The organism is Streptomyces sp. JH34, assembly GCF_029428875.1.
Classification (GTDB): domain Bacteria; phylum Actinomycetota; class Actinomycetes; order Streptomycetales; family Streptomycetaceae; genus Streptomyces.
On record NZ_JAJSOO010000001.1, the window covers coordinates 39,359 to 56,972 of the forward strand.

Sequence of the window (17,614 nt, forward strand, 5' to 3'; positions counted from 1 at the left end):
GAGGCTACCGTCCGACAGGCTGAACGGATCACGGCATGAGAGAGAAGCGCGCGTCGGATTCAGACATCGGCGAGTCCTGCGAATGGCGCGACCTGCCGCGCCGGGTACCGCGCCACTCACGGGGGGTCATTCCATAGGTGGCCCGGAAAACCCGGCTGAAATGGGCGGCACTGGTGAAACCCCAGCGGTGTGCGACTGCGGCGATCGTGGCGTTTCCGTGCAGTCCCAGATCGCGTCGGCACTCCTCCAGACGACGCCGCTGGGTCCACCGGCCGACCGTGGCGTCCTCACTCTCGAACAGCTTGTGCAGATAGCGCAGGGATATGTGATGGGCCCGGGCGATCGTCTGCGGGGTCAGATTGGGGTCCGCGAGATGACGGTCGATGAATGCCTGGATCCGTAGCAGCAGTGCCCGGTTCCCGCCGGGCGTTTCCTCCGCCGGCCGTCCGCTGACCTCGTCGGCCAGCACACCGAGCAGGTCCACGATGTTGCGGGCCATCAGCTCGCTGGTGCGGGGCTGGTAGTTGCCGGCGCCGTCCACGAGCCCGGCCAGAAAGGGCGAGAGCAGGCCGCCGAGGGAGGTGTCGGGGCCGAGCGGGCAGGCCGTGACGTGCGCCGTCTCGGACTCCCTCAGGCCCAAGACGTCTCTTGGCAGGACGAGTGACTTGGTTCGGAAGGGCTGGGGAAGATGCAGTTGGAGGGGACGCGCCATGTCGTAGACGAAAATGTCCCCGGCGCTGAGGAGTGCTTCACGGCCATCCTGTTCCAGGCGGGCTACTCCTTTTTCCAGCAGCTTGACGACGACGTACTCGTCCTGGTCGTCCTGGCTGACGAGCTGGCGCGTGCGCACGGCGGAGAGACAGTCGCCGTCCACCGTGACGGCCTGGAGCCGGCCGAGCGGTGTTGCGCGGATCGCTCCGGAGCACACCTCGTCGGGGACGGTCATGCTCACGGCACCGAAAGTCTGGGACAGGGCCTCGCGCCAGTACGCCCGTCTGTGTTGAGTGGGCAGTGAATCAGTGGTGTGGAAGCTGCCCGGTGCGCTTCCCTCCTGGACGTACGGCGCCATGGTCTTGCCCTTCGGCTGGTGTGTGCCTACTGCAACACCGTGCCAGCCGGCCCTGGGGCGGCACATCGCGTGAACCCGCTAGATCAGCGACGCAGGAGTGGGAAAGGGCCGCTCCTCACCTGATGGCTCCGCCGGTGGTGGCGGAGCCGGCAGTGACGACGCGCTGAGAAGGAACGAGCAGCAGGCCGGCATGGACGGACGCCCTGACCGTGCTCCCGAAGAGGGTGCGGGGGACGACTCAGTCGCTGGTCGCGATCTGCTGCGCGTCCCTGAGGGCTTCCTTCGGTGTCTGCTCCCCCGCCACCGCTGACTGGATGGCGGTGTACAGGCCGGTCGCCGCCTTGGGCCACCTGACGCCGAGTTCGCCGGTCCGGACGCGCGTCGTTTCCACGCTCTCGGCGAAGACAGTCATGGACGGGTTCCGCTCGGCGTACCGGGCGGCCACCGCGGGACGGGAGGGCACGGTGAAGTGCTGCTCGGCCAGGGTGAGCATGTTCGAGGAGTCGTTCAGGCAGGCGAGGACCTGGGCGGCCTTCTCCTGCCTGGCCCCGGAAGCAGTCTGCGGAACCGTCCACACCTCGCCGCCGAGTGGCGTGACCGGGGTCTGTCCCGCCCGGGGGACGGGCACGGTGGCCACTCCCCAGCGCAGGTTCTCGTCCTCGTTCAGGGCCGGTATCCGCCAGGGGCCGTTGATCATCATGGCCGTCCTTCTGGCGGCGAACTGATCGTGGACGTCGGCCTGCGTCCAGTTCAGCACCGACTTCGACATGGATCCGCTCTTCACCAGGTCCACCCACAGTTGGAGCGCCTGGACGGCCTGCGGGGTGTCCAACTGCTTCTCATCTCCTCCGTTGGACCACAGAAAGGGCAGGAACTGCCAACTGCTCTCGAAAGTGGCGCTCGCGTCGACCGCCATGCCGTAACGCCCCGGACCGGTCAGCTCGGCCGCCGCGTCCTTCAGTTCGCCCCAGGTCCTGGGTACGGCGACGCCGGCCTCGGCGAGCATGTCCTTGTTGTAGAACAGGGCGACCGTGCTCGCGTAGGGGGCCAGCCCGTAGACTTTTCCCTGATACGTGCCCGCAGACAGGATGCCCGCGGCGAAGCCTCTGGTGTCGATGCCGTACCGGTCCAGCGGTGTCAGTGCGCCGGTCTGCGCCACCTGCTGCAGGTCGGCGTTGTCCAGCATCAACAGATCGGGGAGGGTCCGTGACGATGCCTGTCGCAGGACCCTGGGGACGAGCGACGCCGGTGGAACGCTCGTGTGCTCGACCCTGACACCGGCGGCCTTGCCGCAAGTAGTGAGCATCTCGCTCCACTGGGTGTGCTCGGGCTCGTCGGTGTAGTAGTCGAGCACGGTGATGGAGTCGACCTTGCCGGTGTCGGATCCGCCACCGGTTCCATTGACACATCCGGTGATGGCCAGTGCCAGCGCCATGGTCCCGGTCCAGCGGGCGGCAATGCGCCGCACCGGTCGTCGGCCTGGTGGAAGCATGCTGGTGCCCTACTGAGTGATGTCTGTGGCGGAGGTGGGTGTCGCGGACCGGCGGACTCCAGGAGGCCGTGGGAGCGGCCTGAATTCGTCTTCCGTTCGAACAGATTCTACGCACCGGGGGCAGGCCACTGCCGGGATGCCTTCGGGAGAGTGCCCAGCCGCCCAAAGGCCGTGTCGCGTGCGCTCGTCGCCGCTACGGTCGCTGTCCGGCCGCTTCGCGGATCATCGCTGATACGGCGTCGGGCTGCGACAGCGCGACGGCGTGGGAACCGTCCAGCACGTGCTCGGTCGCCGCCATGCGTTGCGCCATGAAGCGCTGAGCGGCGGGGTTGAGTATCCGGTCGGCGGTCGCGATGGCGTACCAGGATGGTTTCGTAGCCCACGCCGGCGCGCCCGATCTGCTGGTCAGCGCGTTGCAGGCGATCGGGCGTTGCGCCACCGAAAGCACCTTTCCGAGGCTGGGTGGAAGGTCGGCGGCATACACCTGCGGGAATCGTTCCCCACGGATGTACAGCTCGTTGTCCGGGCCGCCCGACATCCGAGTGGGGACAGCCGCGGTGAAGGTCGCGTCGGCCACTGGAGTAGGGGCGAAGCGGTTCATGATGTCCAGAACGCACTCGCCCGCATCGAGACTGAACGCCGCGACGAAGCACAGCGCCACGACGTTGTCGGCATCGGCGGCGGCCTGTGTGATGACCGAGCCACCGTAGTCGTGACCGACCAGCACCACGGGGGCGTCGATGGCACGCACCACACTCCCGAGGTACGCGGCGTCATGCGCCAGACCCCGCAGCGGGTTCGCCGGGGCGCGCACGGTCAGTCCGGCGTCCTGAAGGAGCCTGATGACCGCCGCCCACGACGAGGCATCCGAGAACGCACCGTGCACAAGCACGATGGTCGGCGGTGCAGAGCTACATGTGTGCATGCCAGTGACCTCCGACTGGGTGGGGGAACGTCCCAGCCAAGCGTGCCCAGGTTCGGCAGGGCATCGCGTGAACGTACCAACGCGTCCCCTCAGTCGTCGGGCAGGGCCATGACCAAGTTGGCGAGCTGCACCCGGGAGTTGATCGACAGCTTGCGGAACACGGACGTCAGGTGGGTGTTCACCGTGTGGGGGGAGACAACGAGCAGGTCCGCAGCCGACCGGTTGGTGTGCCCCTCGGCGACGAGGCGCGCGATCCTCTCCTCCGAGAGCGTCAGTGCCCCCCATCCCGCTACGGGGCGCTCGGTGGTCGCTGCCTGGCGACCGCCCTCCCCCGCGCCTCGCAGAGCATCCTGCACCTGCGCCGCTTCGGCGTGAGCATCTGTTCCGGCGAACTCGTCACGGGCGTGCGTCAGCGCGCTCACCGCCTGACGTCTCCGGCCTGCTGTCAGGAGCGCCTGTCCGAGATCCGCGTATGCGGCGGCCCGGACCAGCGGACGAGGGCCTGTGCTGAGCAGTTCCACGGAGCGCTCGAGCTCGGCCACACTGCTCTTCACCAGCCCGGTGGCTTGCGCCCCGATGCCGGTGGCGGTCGGCACGGCGGGGTTGCGCTCAGCGTGGGCCCTGGCCTGTTCGGCCAGGTGCTCGGCGAGCTCCAGCTCCCCGCCTCGCAGGGCTATGCGTATCGCGGAATCGACCCAGTTGCGCAGAAGCCGCCAGCGCATGAAGGGACCTTCTCGCTGCACTTGCCGGATCTTTTCGACGGCGAGGCCGACGTCCCCGTCGGCCCCGGCGTGGACCGCCTCCAGGAAGCGCACCGCAGCTGTGTTGCCCGGGCTCGGCTTGGCCGCCAGCCGTTCCCGCGCCTCCGCCAAGTGCTCCCGCGCCCCTTCCCGGTCACCCCGCAGCAGTGCGATCCGGGAGCGGATCACACGGCCGTTCACCTGCTGGACGGATACCCGCACCTCGTCTTCCAGGCGCTCCATGGTCACGAAGTCGGCGTCGACGTCATCGAGCCGGCCGAGTCCCAGATCGTACTGTCCCTGGGCCCACAGCAGCATTGCCTGACGGCTCGCCCCGGCGTCCGTCGCTTGCCGGATCAGCCGTTCACCGGACGCGAAGTCGTCGACGTGCAGGTGCGCGACGATCTCTTCGGGGAGGAAGCTGGAATCGATGGCGCTCAGAGCGGCGAAACGTTCCAGCGCGACCGCGTTCTCCCCTGCGTTCTGCGCGATCTCTCCGAGCCCGGAGAGGGCCAGGGTGGTCGCCTCCCGGTCACCGATGGCGGTGACCGCCCGCAGCGCGGCCTCGCCGGCTTCACGCGCCGCGACCAGATCATGCTCCCGGGACATGGCCAGAGTACGTAGGCCGGCCAGCCTCGCCCCGATCTCCGGGGCGGCGCCCCCCGTGGCAAGAGCGGCTTCGACCCGGCGGCGCAGTTCGCCGGTGCGGTCCATGTTCCAGAGCGTGCTGCCCAGGGCGGCCTGCAGTCGGCTGAACCCTTCCAGCGGGGGCCGGCCGGCCAATAGCCGGTCGCCCGTTTCCAGAGCTTCTCTGTTCCGGCCGGCCCGTGTCAGGCAGAAGATCGCCTGCTCCCCCACCGCGAACCGCAGCGGATGTGCTGACGGCACGAGTTCCAGTGCGCGCGTCATCAGGTCGGCCGCGAGGCCCGGCGTGACCGGCAGCACGGCGTCGGCCGCTTGCTGCAGCAGCACCACGGCTTCCTCGTCCCCGGGCAGAGCTCCCCTGAGGATGTGCGGCACCGCGTCGATCGGCTGGTGGCCCGCAGTGACGATATTGCGGGCAGCCTCCCGGTGCAGAGCCTTCCGGGCTGACGGCGGGATGTCGACGTAAACCGCCTGGCGCAGCAGATCATGCCGGAAGACCAGATGATCACCGTCGTCGTCCAGGAGTCCGGCGCACACGGCTTCCTCGAGTGCCGCGATCAATGTGGCGGCCGACCGGCCGCACAGCACGGCAGCGTCGTGGAAAGCGAACCGGCGTCCCAGTACCGCTCCCATCTGCAGGAACCGCAGGGTGTCGGGCTGCAGGGACCTGAGTCTGCCGCGCACACCCACTACGAGCCCTGGGGGCACGGGGTCGTTCGACGTCTCCGCGGTCCGCAGCCCCGTGAGCATCTCGACAGCGAGAAACGGGTTACCGCCCGCTCCGTCGAGCAGTTCCCGCACGCGTGCGTCCACGGCGGTGCCGAGTGTGTCGCCGGCCAGTTGAGCGATGTCCGCACCGGACAGGGGCCCCAGGGAGACGGTGACCGTCGGCAGGACGGTCGCGGCCGCGACGATCTCCTCCGCCGGTCCCGTGGGTTCCCGTCGACCGGTCAGCACCCACAGCACCGGCGATGTACGCAGGCGTGTCGGAAGCTGTTGCAGGGCGAACCGGCTCAGCGAGTCGGCCCACTGCACATCGTCCAGGCTGATCAGTACCGGCGCGCTGCCGGCTCTGGTCTCGATCGCCTCTGCCAGGCGCTCCACCAGCCAGATTCGCTGATCGTGGTTGCGGGCCAGTTCGGCGAAGTCGTCGCCGGTCAGCAGTGGCTGATCGCCGTGCAGGACGCAGGCTGCCAACGACGAGAGCGGAACGACGTGATGCAACTCGTCCGCTTTGCCGACGCCGACCGAGAATCCCGCTGTGACGGCCTTGGAGACCACTTCGGCGAGCAGCGTGGTCTTGCCGATGCCCGGTTCGCCCTGGATGAGGGCCAACCCGCCGCTCCCGGTGCGGGCCACGGAGGTGATCAGCGCCTCAAGCTCTACGAGTTCGGTCTCTCGGCCGCGCAGACCGCTACGGGACAGCGGACCGCCTGCTCCTGCCATCTACGACCCAATCCTCCTGCACTCGTCCACCGAACCCGGACTCCGTCCGTGCCGACTGATGACCGCGCTCCACTCCGGGACGCAGTCTCCCGGTCACCCTGCGTCGCGTTTGCCGAAGTCCCACCGGCCCGATGGCTGTGCAGCGACTGCAGGAGAGGCGATGTGCTGGTGAATATTTGTCCGTCAGTGCACTCTAACTGTTCTCTGCGTGCACCGGGACCGTGGTTGCCCAGGTCAGGGCGTCGACGCGGCTGCGGCAGATATCGGACGGCCTCCTTTCCCCGCACACGCCGGATGGGCTCGCTCATCTCCGATGGAGATGGACTGGCATCCCGATCCATCGCCTTGAACAGGGAGGCCCCGGAGCGGATCAGTACCTGGTCGCCGCCCTGTCGCACTGACACGCGGGACGGCTGGGGAGGTACCACGTTCAGGAGCGCCGTGCGCCTGCCCGACGCAGCACACGTGCGGCCGGGCAGGCAGCGGCCCATCACCCGGCCGGGAGAGCGCTGACGGGCAAGCCTCTCTGCACGCACAGACATCACGGCCATCCGGCCGGTGCCTACATTTTCGGCACCCACACAGTTGCCGAAACAAAGAGGCCCCCATGCAGTTCGGTATTTTCTCGGTGGGGGACGTGACCCCCGATCCGACCGACGGCCGTACCCCGTCGGAGCACGAACGCCTCAAGGCGATGGTCACCATCGCACTCAAGGCGGAGGAGGTGGGCCTGGACGTCTTCGCGACCGGTGAACACCACAATCCGCCGTTCGTGCCGTCGTCACCTACCACGATGCTCGGCTACATCGCTGCTCGTACCGAGAAGCTGATCCTTTCCACTGCCACGACGCTGATCACCACCAACGACCCGGTAAAGATCGCCGAGGACTACGCGATGCTCCAGCACCTGGCCGACGGCCGGGTCGACCTCATGATGGGGCGAGGCAACACCGGACCGGTGTATCCGTGGTTCGGGCAGGACATCCGGCAGGGTCTCAACCTCGCCAAGGAGAACTACACACTGCTGCGCCGGCTGTGGCGCGAGGACGTGGTGGACTGGGAGGGCACGTTCCGTACGCCACTGCAGGGGTTCACGTCCACGCCCCGGCCGCTGGACGGCGTAGCGCCGTTCGTCTGGCACGGCTCGATCCGCTCTCCGGAGATGGCCGACCTGGCGGCCTTCCACGGCGACGGTTTCTTCCACAACAACATCTTCTGGCCGGCCGACCACACGAGGCGGATGGTGCAGCTGTACCGGCGGCGATACGCGCACTACGGGCACGGCACTCCCAAGCAGGCGATCGTCGGGCTGGGGGGTCAGGTGTTCATGCGGAAGAACTCCCAGGACGCCGTACGGGAGTTCCGGCCGTACTTCGACAACGCGCCCGTCTACGGGCACGGGCCGTCGCTGGAGGAGTTCACCGAGCAGACTCCGCTGACGGTGGGCTCCCCCCAGGAGGTCATCGACCGGACGCTTTCCTTCCGACAGACCGTCGGCGACTACCAGCGGCAGTTGTTCCTGATGGACCACGCGGGACTGCCCCTGAAGACCGTTCTGGAACAGCTCGACCTGCTCGGCGAGGAGGTGGTGCCCGTCCTGCGGAAGGAGTTCGCGATCGGCCGCTCGGCCGACGTGCCGGACGCTCCCACCCACGAGTCGCTGCGGGCTGTTCAGGAGGTGTCCGCCGCATGAAACTCGTCGCCGTGTCCGCCGGGCTGAGCACCCCGTCCTCCACACGTCTGCTCGCCGACCGTCTCGTCGAGTCGGCCCGCGGCGAACTCACCCACCGGGGCCACGACGTGCAGGTCGATGTCATCGAGCTGCGCGAACTGGCCGTCGCCGTCGCCAACAATCTCGTGACGGGCTTCCCGTCACCCCCACTGGCCGCCGCGATCGACTCGGTGACGGGTGCCCACGGTCTGATCGCAGTGACCCCCGTGTTCACCGCCTCCTACAGCGGGCTGTTCAAGTCCTTCTTCGACCTGATCGACCCGGACGCCCTCACCGGGAAGCCGGTTCTCCTCGGGGCGACGGGAGGCACGGCCCGCCACTCCCTGGTCCTGGAACACGCCCTGCGCCCGCTCTTCGCCTACCTGCGCGCCGCCGTCGTCCCCACCGCGGTGTACGCAGCGTCCGAGGACTGGGGATCCGGCGGTGACGAGTACACAGAGGGCCTGCCCGGGCGCATACGGCGGGCGGCCGGCGAGCTGGCCGCCGTCATGGTCCCCCGCCCGCCCGGGGAGACACCCGATGACGACGTCACCGTGCTCGAACAGCAGCTCTCCGACCTGCGTCTCGACTGAGGGCAAGGCAGGCGGCCGCCGGCATCGGGTTCTCATCCGTCCGGCAGGGGCTTCTCCCGCACCATCCCCCATCGGCGCGGCCCCTCGCCGGCGGAGCGGAGTTCGTGGGCGCGTTCGTACCACGGTCGGGTCCCCCCGGCACGGCGAAGGACTCCCTGGCGATCCGTAGCGAAGCCACGGCGACACATCAACCGCCAGCACCAGGCGTCCACCATCGAAACCCGCAGCAGCACTTTCCGCAGCCGGCCCATATCGGTCCGGCCGTGGTTCAGGCCGCCGTACATCGCGCCGTGCCCACGCCGATGCTCGGGCAACAGTGTCAAGTCCACCGGGGACTTCACAGCACCGTCCGCACACAGCACCGCATCTGTCAGCTCGAACAACTCGTCGCGCCGGGCGGTCAGACACTCCTGGAACTCTCCCCGAAGGCCTGACGCTTCCGCGAACGCTTCCCTCCGGACAGCAGACACCCTCACGGCCTTCGTCTCGGTCACGTGCACCGTGGTCGGAGCACATGATCAGACGAAGGCCGCCCCCACGTCCGGCGAACCCCTGGCTGGGTGATCAAGTTCGGGACGCCGTTCGAAGCCAGAAGATCAAGAACAAGCTCAGCCTTGAAGGAACTCAATGAGCTTCGGCGCGAGTTTCCTGGGCGCCATGACCACCGCTCCGTGATTGAGGCCCTGGAGCGTGTGATGGTCGGCGTCGGGCAGCACCTCCATGACCGCTCGCGCGGCGCTCTGGAAGCCGTCTGGGCTCTTGGAGCCGGTCATGACGAGGGTCGGTGCAGTCGCGGGCGACCACATCTCGGAGGTGAGGGGTTTGCCCTGCTGGGTGTCGCCCATGACCGCGATGTCGTAGGGCAGGGTATGGGCCATTGCCTTGAGGTTCGACCACACTCCGGGCATCAGCCGCATCGATCCGACCATGAACGCGGGCATGCCCTGGGCCTTGGTCATGAAGGTCTTGACCGCCTCGCTGCGCCGGTCCTCGGCGATCAGGCCGTCGATGTGCCGTGCGAAGTCCCGCGGCGGTCCGAAGTCGCTGGGTGCGACGGCGAAGGGCGGCTCGTAGAGCGCGAGCCGCTTGATGTTCAGGCCGGCCGCGGCGGCGCGCAGGGCGAGTACCGCACCGGACGAACTGCCGAACACCGAGGCAATACCGCCTGCATGCTCGATCAGCGCCGCGATGTCGTCGATCTCGCGCCGCACCGTGTAGTCGGCGTTGTTGCCGCTGGCGCCCCGGCCGCGGCGGTCATAGTTGACGACGGTGAAGTGCGGGGCGAGGAGGCCGGCGAGTTTCTTGGTGTCGGAGCGGTCAGCCAGCGCCGAGGACACCAGGATTACCGTAGGCCCGCTGCCGGACTGCTCGAACGCGATGGGGGTGCCGTCGCTCGAGACAACCGTCGGCTTCACGGTGCCCGTCGGCTGGCGAGTTGCTGACATGCTCTTCTCTCCGCTCCACGTGGAGGTGCCGTACTTCTGATGCAGATGGGACAGCGGCACAGCGAAAAAATCATCGGTCCCACAGCATCGAATTTTGAACCTCGCACGCCGAGCGGCCATGGCCCCCGTCGTCGTGGTGGTCTGCCCGTACCCGTCACGTCTTCTCGTTTGACCAACTTACCAACGTCATGGCAGGGGGCGGGGTGTCGGTTTTTGACACCGAGTGGGCGTCAGAGACAAGCCATACCGGCCTCCCGGTCGTCGTCGACCACCGGCGCACGGGGTTTGTTCCTTCGGCGACCACGCCGATGCTCGGGCAACAGTGTCAAGTCCACCGGGGACTTCACAGCACCGTCCGCACACAGCACCGCATCTGTCAGCTCGAACCCCGACTCACGTGCAGGTGGGAGTCGTTGAGGCCGGGGATCACCCGTCGTCCGGGCGCGTCGACCACCTTCGTGCCCACGCCGACGTGGGGAGCCACGTCCTTGTCGTCACCGACGACCGTGTTGACGCCGTCGCGGATGGCGAGCGCCTCCGCGTGCGGGCGGCTCGGGTTGCCGGTGTGGATCTTCGCGTTGCGGACGATGAGGTCCGCGGCATTGTCGATGGCGTGCGGAACCAGTCCGCCGACGGGCATGGGTGACATCTCTTGACAGCCCTTCCGGGAGAAAGCGATGTAGATTCACGTCATGCCTGTGGCAGCGGACTTCGGCGATTCAGTCATGCTCGAATGTCCGTTTACGCGCATCGAAGCGAGTGAACTCCACCGACTCTCGCCGTGCCTCCATGACGAGGGCAGGCCCTGTGTGTTCCTGCCGCGGTTTCTTCGCCATCACGATAGACACGACGGGACGCACCCCCATGTCCCGCCAGTGCACAGGACTTGGCCTCACAGTGCACGCACCCATCCGTTCGCCGGCTGTGGTGGAGAGCGCCGGAAGCATCCGTGCGCTACGCGCACAGCAGCGGTGCACCCATGGGCAATCGCAGTGCGGCCGGTGGCCTTAGCGTGACGGCCAGCGGCTTCGGAAATCCTCTCGGGATCCTGGCCGTGGTGCCGGAAGAACCGGCATCCCCATAGACATTCCAGGAGACTCACATGTCCGACACTGTCGAGCCCGTTCAGCCGGTGCTGGAACCCGCAGCAGCTGCCTTCGCGGCGGCGACCGCCAATCCGCCGTACCTGTTCGACCTGCCCCCGGCGGAGGGACGCAAGGCCGTCGACGAGGTGCAGTCCGGTGAGATCGACAAGCCCGCGGTCGACGAGGAGTGGATCACCGTTCCGGGCGGGCCGACGGGCAGTGTCCGCGCGCGGATCGTCAGGCCCGCCGGTGCAGAGGGCACTCTCCCGGTGATCATCTACATCCACGGTGCGGGCTGGGTGTTCGGTAACGCCCACACCCACGACCGTCTGGTGCGGGAACTCGCCGTCGGCGCGGGTGCCGCCGTGGTCTTCCCCGAGTACGACCTGTCGCCCGACGCCCGCTACCCGGTCGCCATCGAGCAGAACTACGCGGTGGCCCAGTGGGTCGTCCAGCAGGGTGCCTCCAAGTACCTGGACGGCTCGCGGCTGGCCGTGGCTGGGGACTCCGTCGGCGGCAACATGAGCGCCGCCCTGACTCTGATGGCGAAGGAACGCGGCGACGTACCTCTCGTCCAGCAGGTGCTGTTCTACCCGGTTACCGACGCGGCCTTCGACACCGGCTCCTACCACCAGTTCGCTACCGGCTATTTCCTGCGCCGCGACGGCATGCAGTGGTTCTGGGACCAGTACACGACCGACGAGGCGCAGCGCGCCGAGATCACCGCGTCTCCGCTGCGTGCCACCACCGAGCAGCTCACCGCACTGCCCCCGGCCCTGGTCATCACCGGCGAGGCCGACGTCCTGCGCGACGAGGGCGAGGCGTACGCGGCCAAGCTCCGTGAGGCCGGCGTGCCCACCACCGCCGTGCGGTTCCAGGGCGTCATCCACGACTTCGTGATGCTCAACGCCCTGCGCGAGACCCACGCAGCAGCGACCGCCATCACGCTGGCCGTCGACACCCTGCGCGCCGCCCTTCACACCGCCTGAACGCGAAGAGAGAACCCTGACATGACTACTACCAATCCCACCGCCGTTCTCATCCACGGAGCCTTCGCCGACGCGGCAAGCTGGTCCGGGGTCATCGCCGAGTTGCAGAGTCACGGCGTCCCGGTGATCGCGCCGCCCAACCCGTTGCGCGGGCTCGCCTCCGACGCCGCGTACGTTGCCTCCGTGGCTGCCCGGATCGACGGTCCGGTCGTCCTGGTCGGGCACTCCTACGGCGGTGCGCTCATCACCGTGGCCGGCACCACCGAGAACGTCGTCGGTCTGGTCTACGTGGCTGCCTACGTCCTCGAAGAGGGCGAGAGCCTCGGCGAACTGCAGGGCCGGTTCCCCGACAGCCCGCTGGTGAGCAACCTGAAGCAGTGGACGTACCCCGTCGAGGGCGTGGATTCCGCAGTCGAGGTCACCATCGCGCCCGAGGCCTTCCCGGACGTCTTCGCCGCCGACCTGCCCGTCGACGTGACCAAGGTCCTGGCGGTGACGCAGCGTCCGCTGGCTGCCGCAGCGTTCGAGGAGACTGCTTCCGCTGCCGCGTGGAAGACCAAGCCCTCCTGGGCCCTGGTGGCGGGCGCCGACCACGCGATCAACCCAGAGGTCGAGCGGTTCGGTGCCGAGCGGGCCGAGGCGACCGTCGTCGAGATCGAGGGTGCGTCGCACGCGGTCGCCATGTCCCGGCCCAAGGAGGTCGCCGCCCTGATCATGGACGCGGTACGCGCCACGAGCTGACCGGACGGGACAGGCGGAGAGGCTCGGACGGGCTCCCTCGTAACTGCGTCGCCACACGGAGAACCGCGCTCCTGGCCGCCGCCCGGCACGACGGCACGACCGTCGCTGCCCTGCGTCGAGTAGAGCCGAGGGGCGCCCGTAGGCCCTGGGAGTCCTTTGGACCGGCACGGGGCCGATCGCCACTGACTTCGTGGTGTCGGCACGGGTGGAGGTGGCAGGCGTGACCTGCTCGGCCGCCGCCGTCCTGTCCCGGCGGACGCCGGGGCTCAGCGTCCTGGACAACTGGAGGCTCGGCATACGGGCCTCCGGCAGTGTGGACGTCCTCCTGGAGGACTGCCCGGTCCGGCAGGAGGACGTGTTCCTGCGCAGTCCGGTCGGGGAGCGCGACGACACGGCCTTGGCCGGGGGACCTCCCGGCTCTCCTCCCAGCCGCGGACCCGATCGTCCACCCGCTGGTCCGCGTGCTCGCGCGCTTCGGCCAGCTCCCTCTCCCCGTAAACGTCGTCCAGCGAGAGGCCGGCGGCGCGGGCGAGCCTGTGCAGGGTCGTCACCTGTATCCGGTGCCGGTCACCGAACCGGTGCACCATCCGCTGCTGCTGGGCCAGCACCTTCTGCTGCTTCGGCTCGCCCTCCAGCAACTCGGCGCCCGTCACGCCCTTCTCCTCGGCCGCGGCCTCGATCGCCTCGACCAGCCGGGCGGTCGTCAGCTTCGCCGACGGGTGTGCGCGGGACGACGTCTGCGTACGGATCAGCCGGGCGCCGGTCTCTGGATGGCAGCCGCTCATGAGTTGCCGGGCTGTCTGCTTGCCCTCCTCATCGATATGCGGTTCTGCCGTACCACCGTGGACCGGCTGTCCCACGCGGCCCGCTCGCGGCTGGGAGACCTGGTGGCGGGCGACGAGGACGGCGACGAGTCGGCTGGGGACCAGGCGGTGGCCGGGGGCGGGCGGTGGCGGTCGTTCTTCACCGAGCTGAAGCCGACCCTGGAGCCCCGGGGTTGGAGAGCTTGTTCGCGGAGGTGGACAAGCTCCAGCGGGTGCGGAAGCTGGATCTTCCGGCTGACCTGTTCGCGGATGTGTCGGAGAAGCAGGTGGACGCCTGGCGGGCGCGGGCGGGCGGGCGGGCGGGCGGCGAAGGAGTACCCGGCGAACCTGGAGCGGATGAAGCCGCCGATGCGGCTGACGCCGCTGGCCGCGCTGCGCCATGTGCGGCACACCGAGATCACCGACTCGCTGGTGGAGCTGTTCATCCAGCTGGTGCTGAAGATCAACACCAGGGCGGAGAAGAAGGTCGACAAGGAGATGGGGCCGCTGTTCTGGACCCATGCGAACCCGTACGGCAGGTTCGAACTGGATATGAACACCCGTCTCGACCTGGACCTTGCGGCCACCGGGGCCACGGTGCCCGGCCCGCGCGCTCCGCAGGTGGAGGCAGCGGCAGTTCCGGCATGAGGCCTGGGCCGGTCCTGGCCGAGGCCCAGGCAACGTGCGTGAGTGTCACCGGATGTTGGTGGCAGTCACGAGGGGGATGCGTCGCCTCTGCCGGCCGCGGTGGCGCTTTGGACGCAGTCGCGGAGCAGGGCGCGGCGCTGGTCATGTAGGTCATCGGGTTCTTGGCTGCTGGCCGCATATACGTTGCTGACCGGTGACCAGGCCATGGACATGGCGATGACCATGGCCATGATGTCGAACGGGTCACCTGCGCGGACCCGCCCGGCGTCCTGGGCCTCGGCGATGGCCCTGAGCTTGCGGTCGTCGTAGTGCTGGTGCATCTCGACGAGGTGCCCGTCAGGACGGCGCTCCAGTCGTGTCCAGGTCGCCAGTCGGATGAGGTCGGGGCGGCGCAGGTATTCGTCGTAGAGACGGACAGCCCAGTCCGCGAGATCGTCGGCGTCGATGGGCACGACGTTGGTGATGCGCTCCAGCGAACTGAGGAAGATCGCGTCGAAGAGTCGTTCCTTATCGCCGAAGTAGGCGTAGAGCTGTGCCTTGTTGGTGCGCGCTGCCGTCACGATGCGTTCGATGCGCGCCCCGGCGATGCCGTGCTGGGCGAACTCTTCCGTGGCGGCCTCCAGGATGCGCTGGTAGGTCGCGGCGCCTCGCGAGGTCTGGGGCTGTTCCGGCATGCCCGCATCTTACCAAACAGAACAGTTGGTTTGCCTTGGGGTGCGGTCACACCTACGCTGCGACAGACAGAACAGTCTGTTTAAGGAGTCACGTATGCGGACGACCACCGGATGGCAGGCGGCCGGTCCGACGGCGCTGCGGCGCACGTCGCTGGAGCGCCGTGACCTGCGCCCGGATGACATCGCGGTGCAGGTCGACTACTGCGGCGTGTGCCACACCGACCTGCACGCCCTGCACGCCTACGACCAGCACACGAAAACGCCCCTGGTGCCCGGGCACGAATTCACCGGCGTGGTGACCGGCACCGGCCCCGAGGTGACCACCTTCTCGGTCGGCGACCACGTCGCGGTGGGCAACATCGTCGACTCCTGCGGCGTGTGCGCCATGTGTGAAGCTGGACAGGAGAATTTCTGCCACTCCTTCCCGACTCTGACCTACGGCGGCACCGACCGGCAGGACGGGTCGACCACCCTGGGCGGCTACTCCCGCGAATACGTCGTGCGCGACACCTTCGCCTACCCGCTCCCCTCCGGCCTCGACCCGGCCGCAGCCGCCCCGCTGATGTGCGCCGGCGTCACCGTCTGGGAACCCCTGCGCTCCATGGGCGTGGGCCCCGGCAGTCGCGTCGCCGTGGCCGGCCTCGGCGGCCTGGGCCACCTCGCTGTCAAGATGGCCGTGGCACTCGGCGCCACCGCGACCGTCATCAGCCGCACCCGGGACAAGCTCGACGATGCCCGCAAGCTCGGCGCTCACGACCTCATCGACTCCACCGACACCCAGCAGATGGCCACGGCACGCGACACCTTCGACGTCGTCATCGACACCATCCCCGACCCTCACGACCTCGCCCCGTATCTGAAGCTGGTGGCGATGGACGGCACCCTCAGCCTCCTCGGGTACCTGGGCCCCGTCACCGTCGAGGCCATGGACCTGCTCATCGGCCGCAAGAAGCTCAGCTCCGCGGGCAGCGGAGGCCGCCTGGCGACAGCCGAGATGCTCCGATTCTGCGCTGACAACAGCATCGCCGCCGACATCGAAGTACTCCCGTCGTCACAGGTGGACACGGCACTCGACCGCCTCCGGCGAAACGACGTCCGCTACCGCTTCGTGCTCGACATGTCCGACCTGGACTGAAGAGACGGTGGGCCCGGGCCATGGCGTGAGGGCCGGACAACGGCGCGCGCCGCGGCCCTGCACTCCGCCCTCTCACAAACGACCCTTTGCCCGAGCAAGATCAAAAGTGGGCATCCGGAGACCGTCAAATCCCGGATCGGGTCTCAGAAGCCGTTCTCACTCATAAGTGACAGGAGGGCAGTTCTGCGACTTAAGTTGTGCGAAAACCCGGGCTCATGACGGACCCTCAAGAGCTTGCCCCACCCGCCGGGTCGGAAGCCGATCTCGTCGAACGCCATCCGTGCCCGAAGTGCATGGCGGCTCCCCGGGACGATGCAGGTCTGGCGGAGGCTGTCGTTGGGGGCGTCGTCGGCGAGTCCGGCCAGGGCGTGGACGCCGCCGAGCTGGACGGCCCGGGAGTTGGAGCCGAGTTGTTCGACGGCCTGGGAGAAGCGTTCGGTGTGGAGTCGGGTAGCTTCGCGGTGGGCGCCGGCTTCGTCGACGCGCTGACGGCGGTAGGCGACGACAAGGGCGACAAGCGCGCCTGCCCCGGCGACCTGGCCCTCCCCCTGCGGCGCGGGTCAGCGCGGCGATCGGGACTCCGCCGCGGGCAACTTCTCCGGTGCCGTGCCCTCGGTGACGCTGAGGTCCTGGGTCCCTATGACAGACAGCAGTTCCAGCTGCTCGGCTCCCCGGCTTCCGGGCGGCGCGGTGAACCACAGCAGACGCTGGCGTCCGTCCTCGCTGAGCAGGTTGTAGCAGTCGAGTTCGATGACGCCGAGCGTGGGATGGACGATCTTCTTGTGGTCCATGCGGCGCACCGCGACGTCGTGGGTGTCCCAAAGGGCTGCGAACTCCTGGCTGCGGCGGCGTAGCGCGGCAATCATCTTCTGGACCTCCGCGTCCCGGCCGCGTCGGGCGGCCGCTGCCTGGAGGTCTGCCACGAACACCCGGGAGTGGTGCGGGTGGTCCTCGACCGGGTACCTCTCGCGGGTCTGCGGGTCGGTGAACCAGCGGTACACGAAGCTCGCCGCCGGGCCGCGGTGTGCCGGTGACTTACCGAGCAGGTTTCGGGCCAGGTCGTTTTCCACCAGGGTTTCGTGCAGATCGGTGATGATGCGCGCGGGTGTGTTGGACAGCCGGTCCAGCAGTCCGAGAAGCGCGGGCTGCACGTGTGCCGACGGTCCGTGTGCTGACGGGGGGACCGGCCGCTCGGCCAGGCGGAACAGGTGGTCGCGCTCGTCGCCGTTCAGGCGCAGGGCTCGGGCGAGGGCGGCCAGGGTCTGGGCCGAGGGCTGCACGCCGTTCTTCGCGCTGCCTCGTTCCAACTCGGTGTAGTAGTCGGCCGACAGCCCTGCCAGCTGGGCGACTTCCTCACGGCGCAGCCCGGGGACGCGCCGGCGTGGGCCTTGAGGGAGACCGACCTCGGCGGGTCGGACGCGGTCGCGGCGTGTCCTGAGGAAGGCGCCGAGTTCTGGAAGGTTCACCCCTACA

The 17,614-nt window shown here is 68.5% G+C and carries 13 protein-coding genes and 3 pseudogenes; 6 read left to right on the forward strand and 10 right to left on the reverse strand.

What is annotated here, in order from left to right; translation table 11 throughout:
* Positions 1–28: 28 nt before the first annotated feature.
* The 4 genes from LWJ43_RS00210 to LWJ43_RS00225 form a co-directional block, all read right to left on the reverse strand.
* On the reverse strand, positions 29–1,069 hold the full coding sequence (locus tag LWJ43_RS00210) for an AraC-like ligand-binding domain-containing protein (protein WP_277330218.1): 1,041 nt from the start codon (positions 1,067–1,069) through the stop codon (positions 29–31).
* Positions 1,070–1,307: 238 nt separating this feature from the next.
* Complete coding sequence (locus tag LWJ43_RS00215; protein WP_277330219.1) at positions 1,308–2,504, reverse strand: sugar ABC transporter substrate-binding protein; 1,197 nt, start codon at positions 2,502–2,504, stop codon at positions 1,308–1,310.
* A gap of 250 nt (positions 2,505–2,754) precedes the next feature.
* Positions 2,755–3,486, reverse strand: a complete 732-nt coding sequence (locus LWJ43_RS00220) for an alpha/beta fold hydrolase (protein WP_277330220.1) — start codon at positions 3,484–3,486, stop codon at positions 2,755–2,757.
* A gap of 89 nt (positions 3,487–3,575) precedes the next feature.
* Positions 3,576–6,317, reverse strand: coding sequence for a helix-turn-helix transcriptional regulator (locus LWJ43_RS00225; protein ID WP_277330221.1), 2,742 nt, complete (start codon positions 6,315–6,317; stop codon positions 3,576–3,578).
* 607 nt (positions 6,318–6,924) lie between these two features.
* On the opposite strand from LWJ43_RS00225, the gene LWJ43_RS00230 reads away from it, so the two are divergent.
* Both LWJ43_RS00230 and LWJ43_RS00235 read left to right on the forward strand, forming a co-directional pair.
* Positions 6,925–8,010 (forward strand): LLM class flavin-dependent oxidoreductase, encoded by a 1,086-nt coding sequence (locus tag LWJ43_RS00230; protein WP_277330222.1) that lies wholly within the window; start codon positions 6,925–6,927, stop codon positions 8,008–8,010.
* Positions 8,007–8,621, forward strand: coding sequence for an FMN reductase (locus LWJ43_RS00235; protein WP_277330223.1), 615 nt, complete (start codon positions 8,007–8,009; stop codon positions 8,619–8,621). Before LWJ43_RS00230 ends, LWJ43_RS00235 begins: the two co-directional genes overlap by 4 nt.
* A gap of 129 nt (positions 8,622–8,750) precedes the next feature.
* Here LWJ43_RS00235 and LWJ43_RS00240 read toward each other — a convergent pair.
* The 3 genes and pseudogenes from LWJ43_RS00240 to LWJ43_RS00250 all read right to left on the reverse strand — a co-directional run.
* Positions 8,751–9,115 (reverse strand): annotated as a pseudogene (locus LWJ43_RS00240) (transposase); the annotation flags it as partial.
* Positions 9,116–9,229: 114 nt separating this feature from the next.
* On the reverse strand, positions 9,230–10,066 hold the full coding sequence (locus tag LWJ43_RS00245) for an alpha/beta fold hydrolase (protein WP_277335766.1): 837 nt from the start codon (positions 10,064–10,066) through the stop codon (positions 9,230–9,232).
* A gap of 385 nt (positions 10,067–10,451) precedes the next feature.
* Positions 10,452–10,715 (reverse strand): annotated as a pseudogene (locus LWJ43_RS00250) (amidohydrolase); the annotation flags it as partial.
* Between the two features lie 453 nt (positions 10,716–11,168).
* Here LWJ43_RS00250 and LWJ43_RS00255 point away from each other — a divergent pair.
* The 3 genes from LWJ43_RS00255 to LWJ43_RS00265 all read left to right on the forward strand — a co-directional run bounded on the left by LWJ43_RS00255 (position 11,169) and on the right by LWJ43_RS00265 (position 14,332).
* Complete coding sequence (locus LWJ43_RS00255) at positions 11,169–12,140, forward strand: alpha/beta hydrolase (protein ID WP_277330224.1); 972 nt, start codon at positions 11,169–11,171, stop codon at positions 12,138–12,140.
* A gap of 21 nt (positions 12,141–12,161) precedes the next feature.
* Positions 12,162–12,881, forward strand: a complete 720-nt coding sequence (locus LWJ43_RS00260) for an alpha/beta fold hydrolase (RefSeq protein ID WP_277330225.1) — start codon at positions 12,162–12,164, stop codon at positions 12,879–12,881.
* 560 nt (positions 12,882–13,441) lie between these two features.
* Positions 13,442–14,332 (forward strand): hypothetical protein, encoded by an 891-nt coding sequence (locus LWJ43_RS00265; RefSeq protein WP_277330226.1) that lies wholly within the window; start codon positions 13,442–13,444, stop codon positions 14,330–14,332.
* 65 nt (positions 14,333–14,397) lie between these two features.
* On the opposite strand, the gene LWJ43_RS00270 is transcribed toward LWJ43_RS00265, so the two are convergent.
* On the reverse strand, positions 14,398–15,006 hold the full coding sequence (locus tag LWJ43_RS00270; protein WP_277330227.1) for a TetR/AcrR family transcriptional regulator: 609 nt from the start codon (positions 15,004–15,006) through the stop codon (positions 14,398–14,400).
* A gap of 94 nt (positions 15,007–15,100) precedes the next feature.
* Here LWJ43_RS00270 and LWJ43_RS00275 point away from each other — a divergent pair, with 94 nt between their 5' ends.
* Positions 15,101–16,141 (forward strand): NAD(P)-dependent alcohol dehydrogenase, encoded by a 1,041-nt coding sequence (locus LWJ43_RS00275; protein WP_277330228.1) that lies wholly within the window; start codon positions 15,101–15,103, stop codon positions 16,139–16,141.
* A 311-nt stretch (positions 16,142–16,452) separates the two neighbouring features.
* On the opposite strand, the pseudogene LWJ43_RS00280 reads toward LWJ43_RS00275, so the two are convergent.
* Positions 16,453–16,683, reverse strand: a pseudogene (locus tag LWJ43_RS00280) (pentapeptide repeat-containing protein); the annotation flags it as partial.
* Between the two features lie 18 nt (positions 16,684–16,701).
* Positions 16,702–17,607 carry a helix-turn-helix transcriptional regulator gene (locus LWJ43_RS00285; RefSeq protein ID WP_277330229.1) on the reverse strand — a complete coding sequence of 302 codons (906 nt, stop codon included), beginning with the start codon at positions 17,605–17,607 and terminating at the stop codon, positions 16,702–16,704.
* Positions 17,608–17,614: the final 7 nt, after the last annotated feature.

Bases quoted from the DNA above. Each gene is read 5' to 3' on its own strand.
- LWJ43_RS00255 (WP_277330224.1), top strand. From the start codon at position 11,169: ATGTCCGACACTGTCGAGCCCGTTCAGCCGGTGCTGGAACCCGCAGCA.
- LWJ43_RS00220 (WP_277330220.1), bottom strand. From the start codon at position 3,486: ATGCACACATGTAGCTCTGCACCGCCGACCATCGTGCTTGTGCACGGT.
- LWJ43_RS00230 (WP_277330222.1), top strand. From the start codon at position 6,925: ATGCAGTTCGGTATTTTCTCGGTGGGGGACGTGACCCCCGATCCGACC.
- LWJ43_RS00270 (WP_277330227.1), bottom strand. From the start codon at position 15,006: ATGCCGGAACAGCCCCAGACCTCGCGAGGCGCCGCGACCTACCAGCGC.
- LWJ43_RS00210 (WP_277330218.1), bottom strand. From the start codon at position 1,069: ATGGCGCCGTACGTCCAGGAGGGAAGCGCACCGGGCAGCTTCCACACC.
- LWJ43_RS00260 (WP_277330225.1), top strand. From the start codon at position 12,162: ATGACTACTACCAATCCCACCGCCGTTCTCATCCACGGAGCCTTCGCC.
- LWJ43_RS00215 (WP_277330219.1), bottom strand. From the start codon at position 2,504: ATGGCGCTGGCACTGGCCATCACCGGATGTGTCAATGGAACCGGTGGC.
- LWJ43_RS00235 (WP_277330223.1), top strand. From the start codon at position 8,007: ATGAAACTCGTCGCCGTGTCCGCCGGGCTGAGCACCCCGTCCTCCACA.
- LWJ43_RS00245 (WP_277335766.1), bottom strand. From the start codon at position 10,066: ATGTCAGCAACTCGCCAGCCGACGGGCACCGTGAAGCCGACGGTTGTC.
- LWJ43_RS00275 (WP_277330228.1), top strand. From the start codon at position 15,101: ATGCGGACGACCACCGGATGGCAGGCGGCCGGTCCGACGGCGCTGCGG.
- LWJ43_RS00225 (WP_277330221.1), bottom strand. From the start codon at position 6,317: ATGGCAGGAGCAGGCGGTCCGCTGTCCCGTAGCGGTCTGCGCGGCCGA.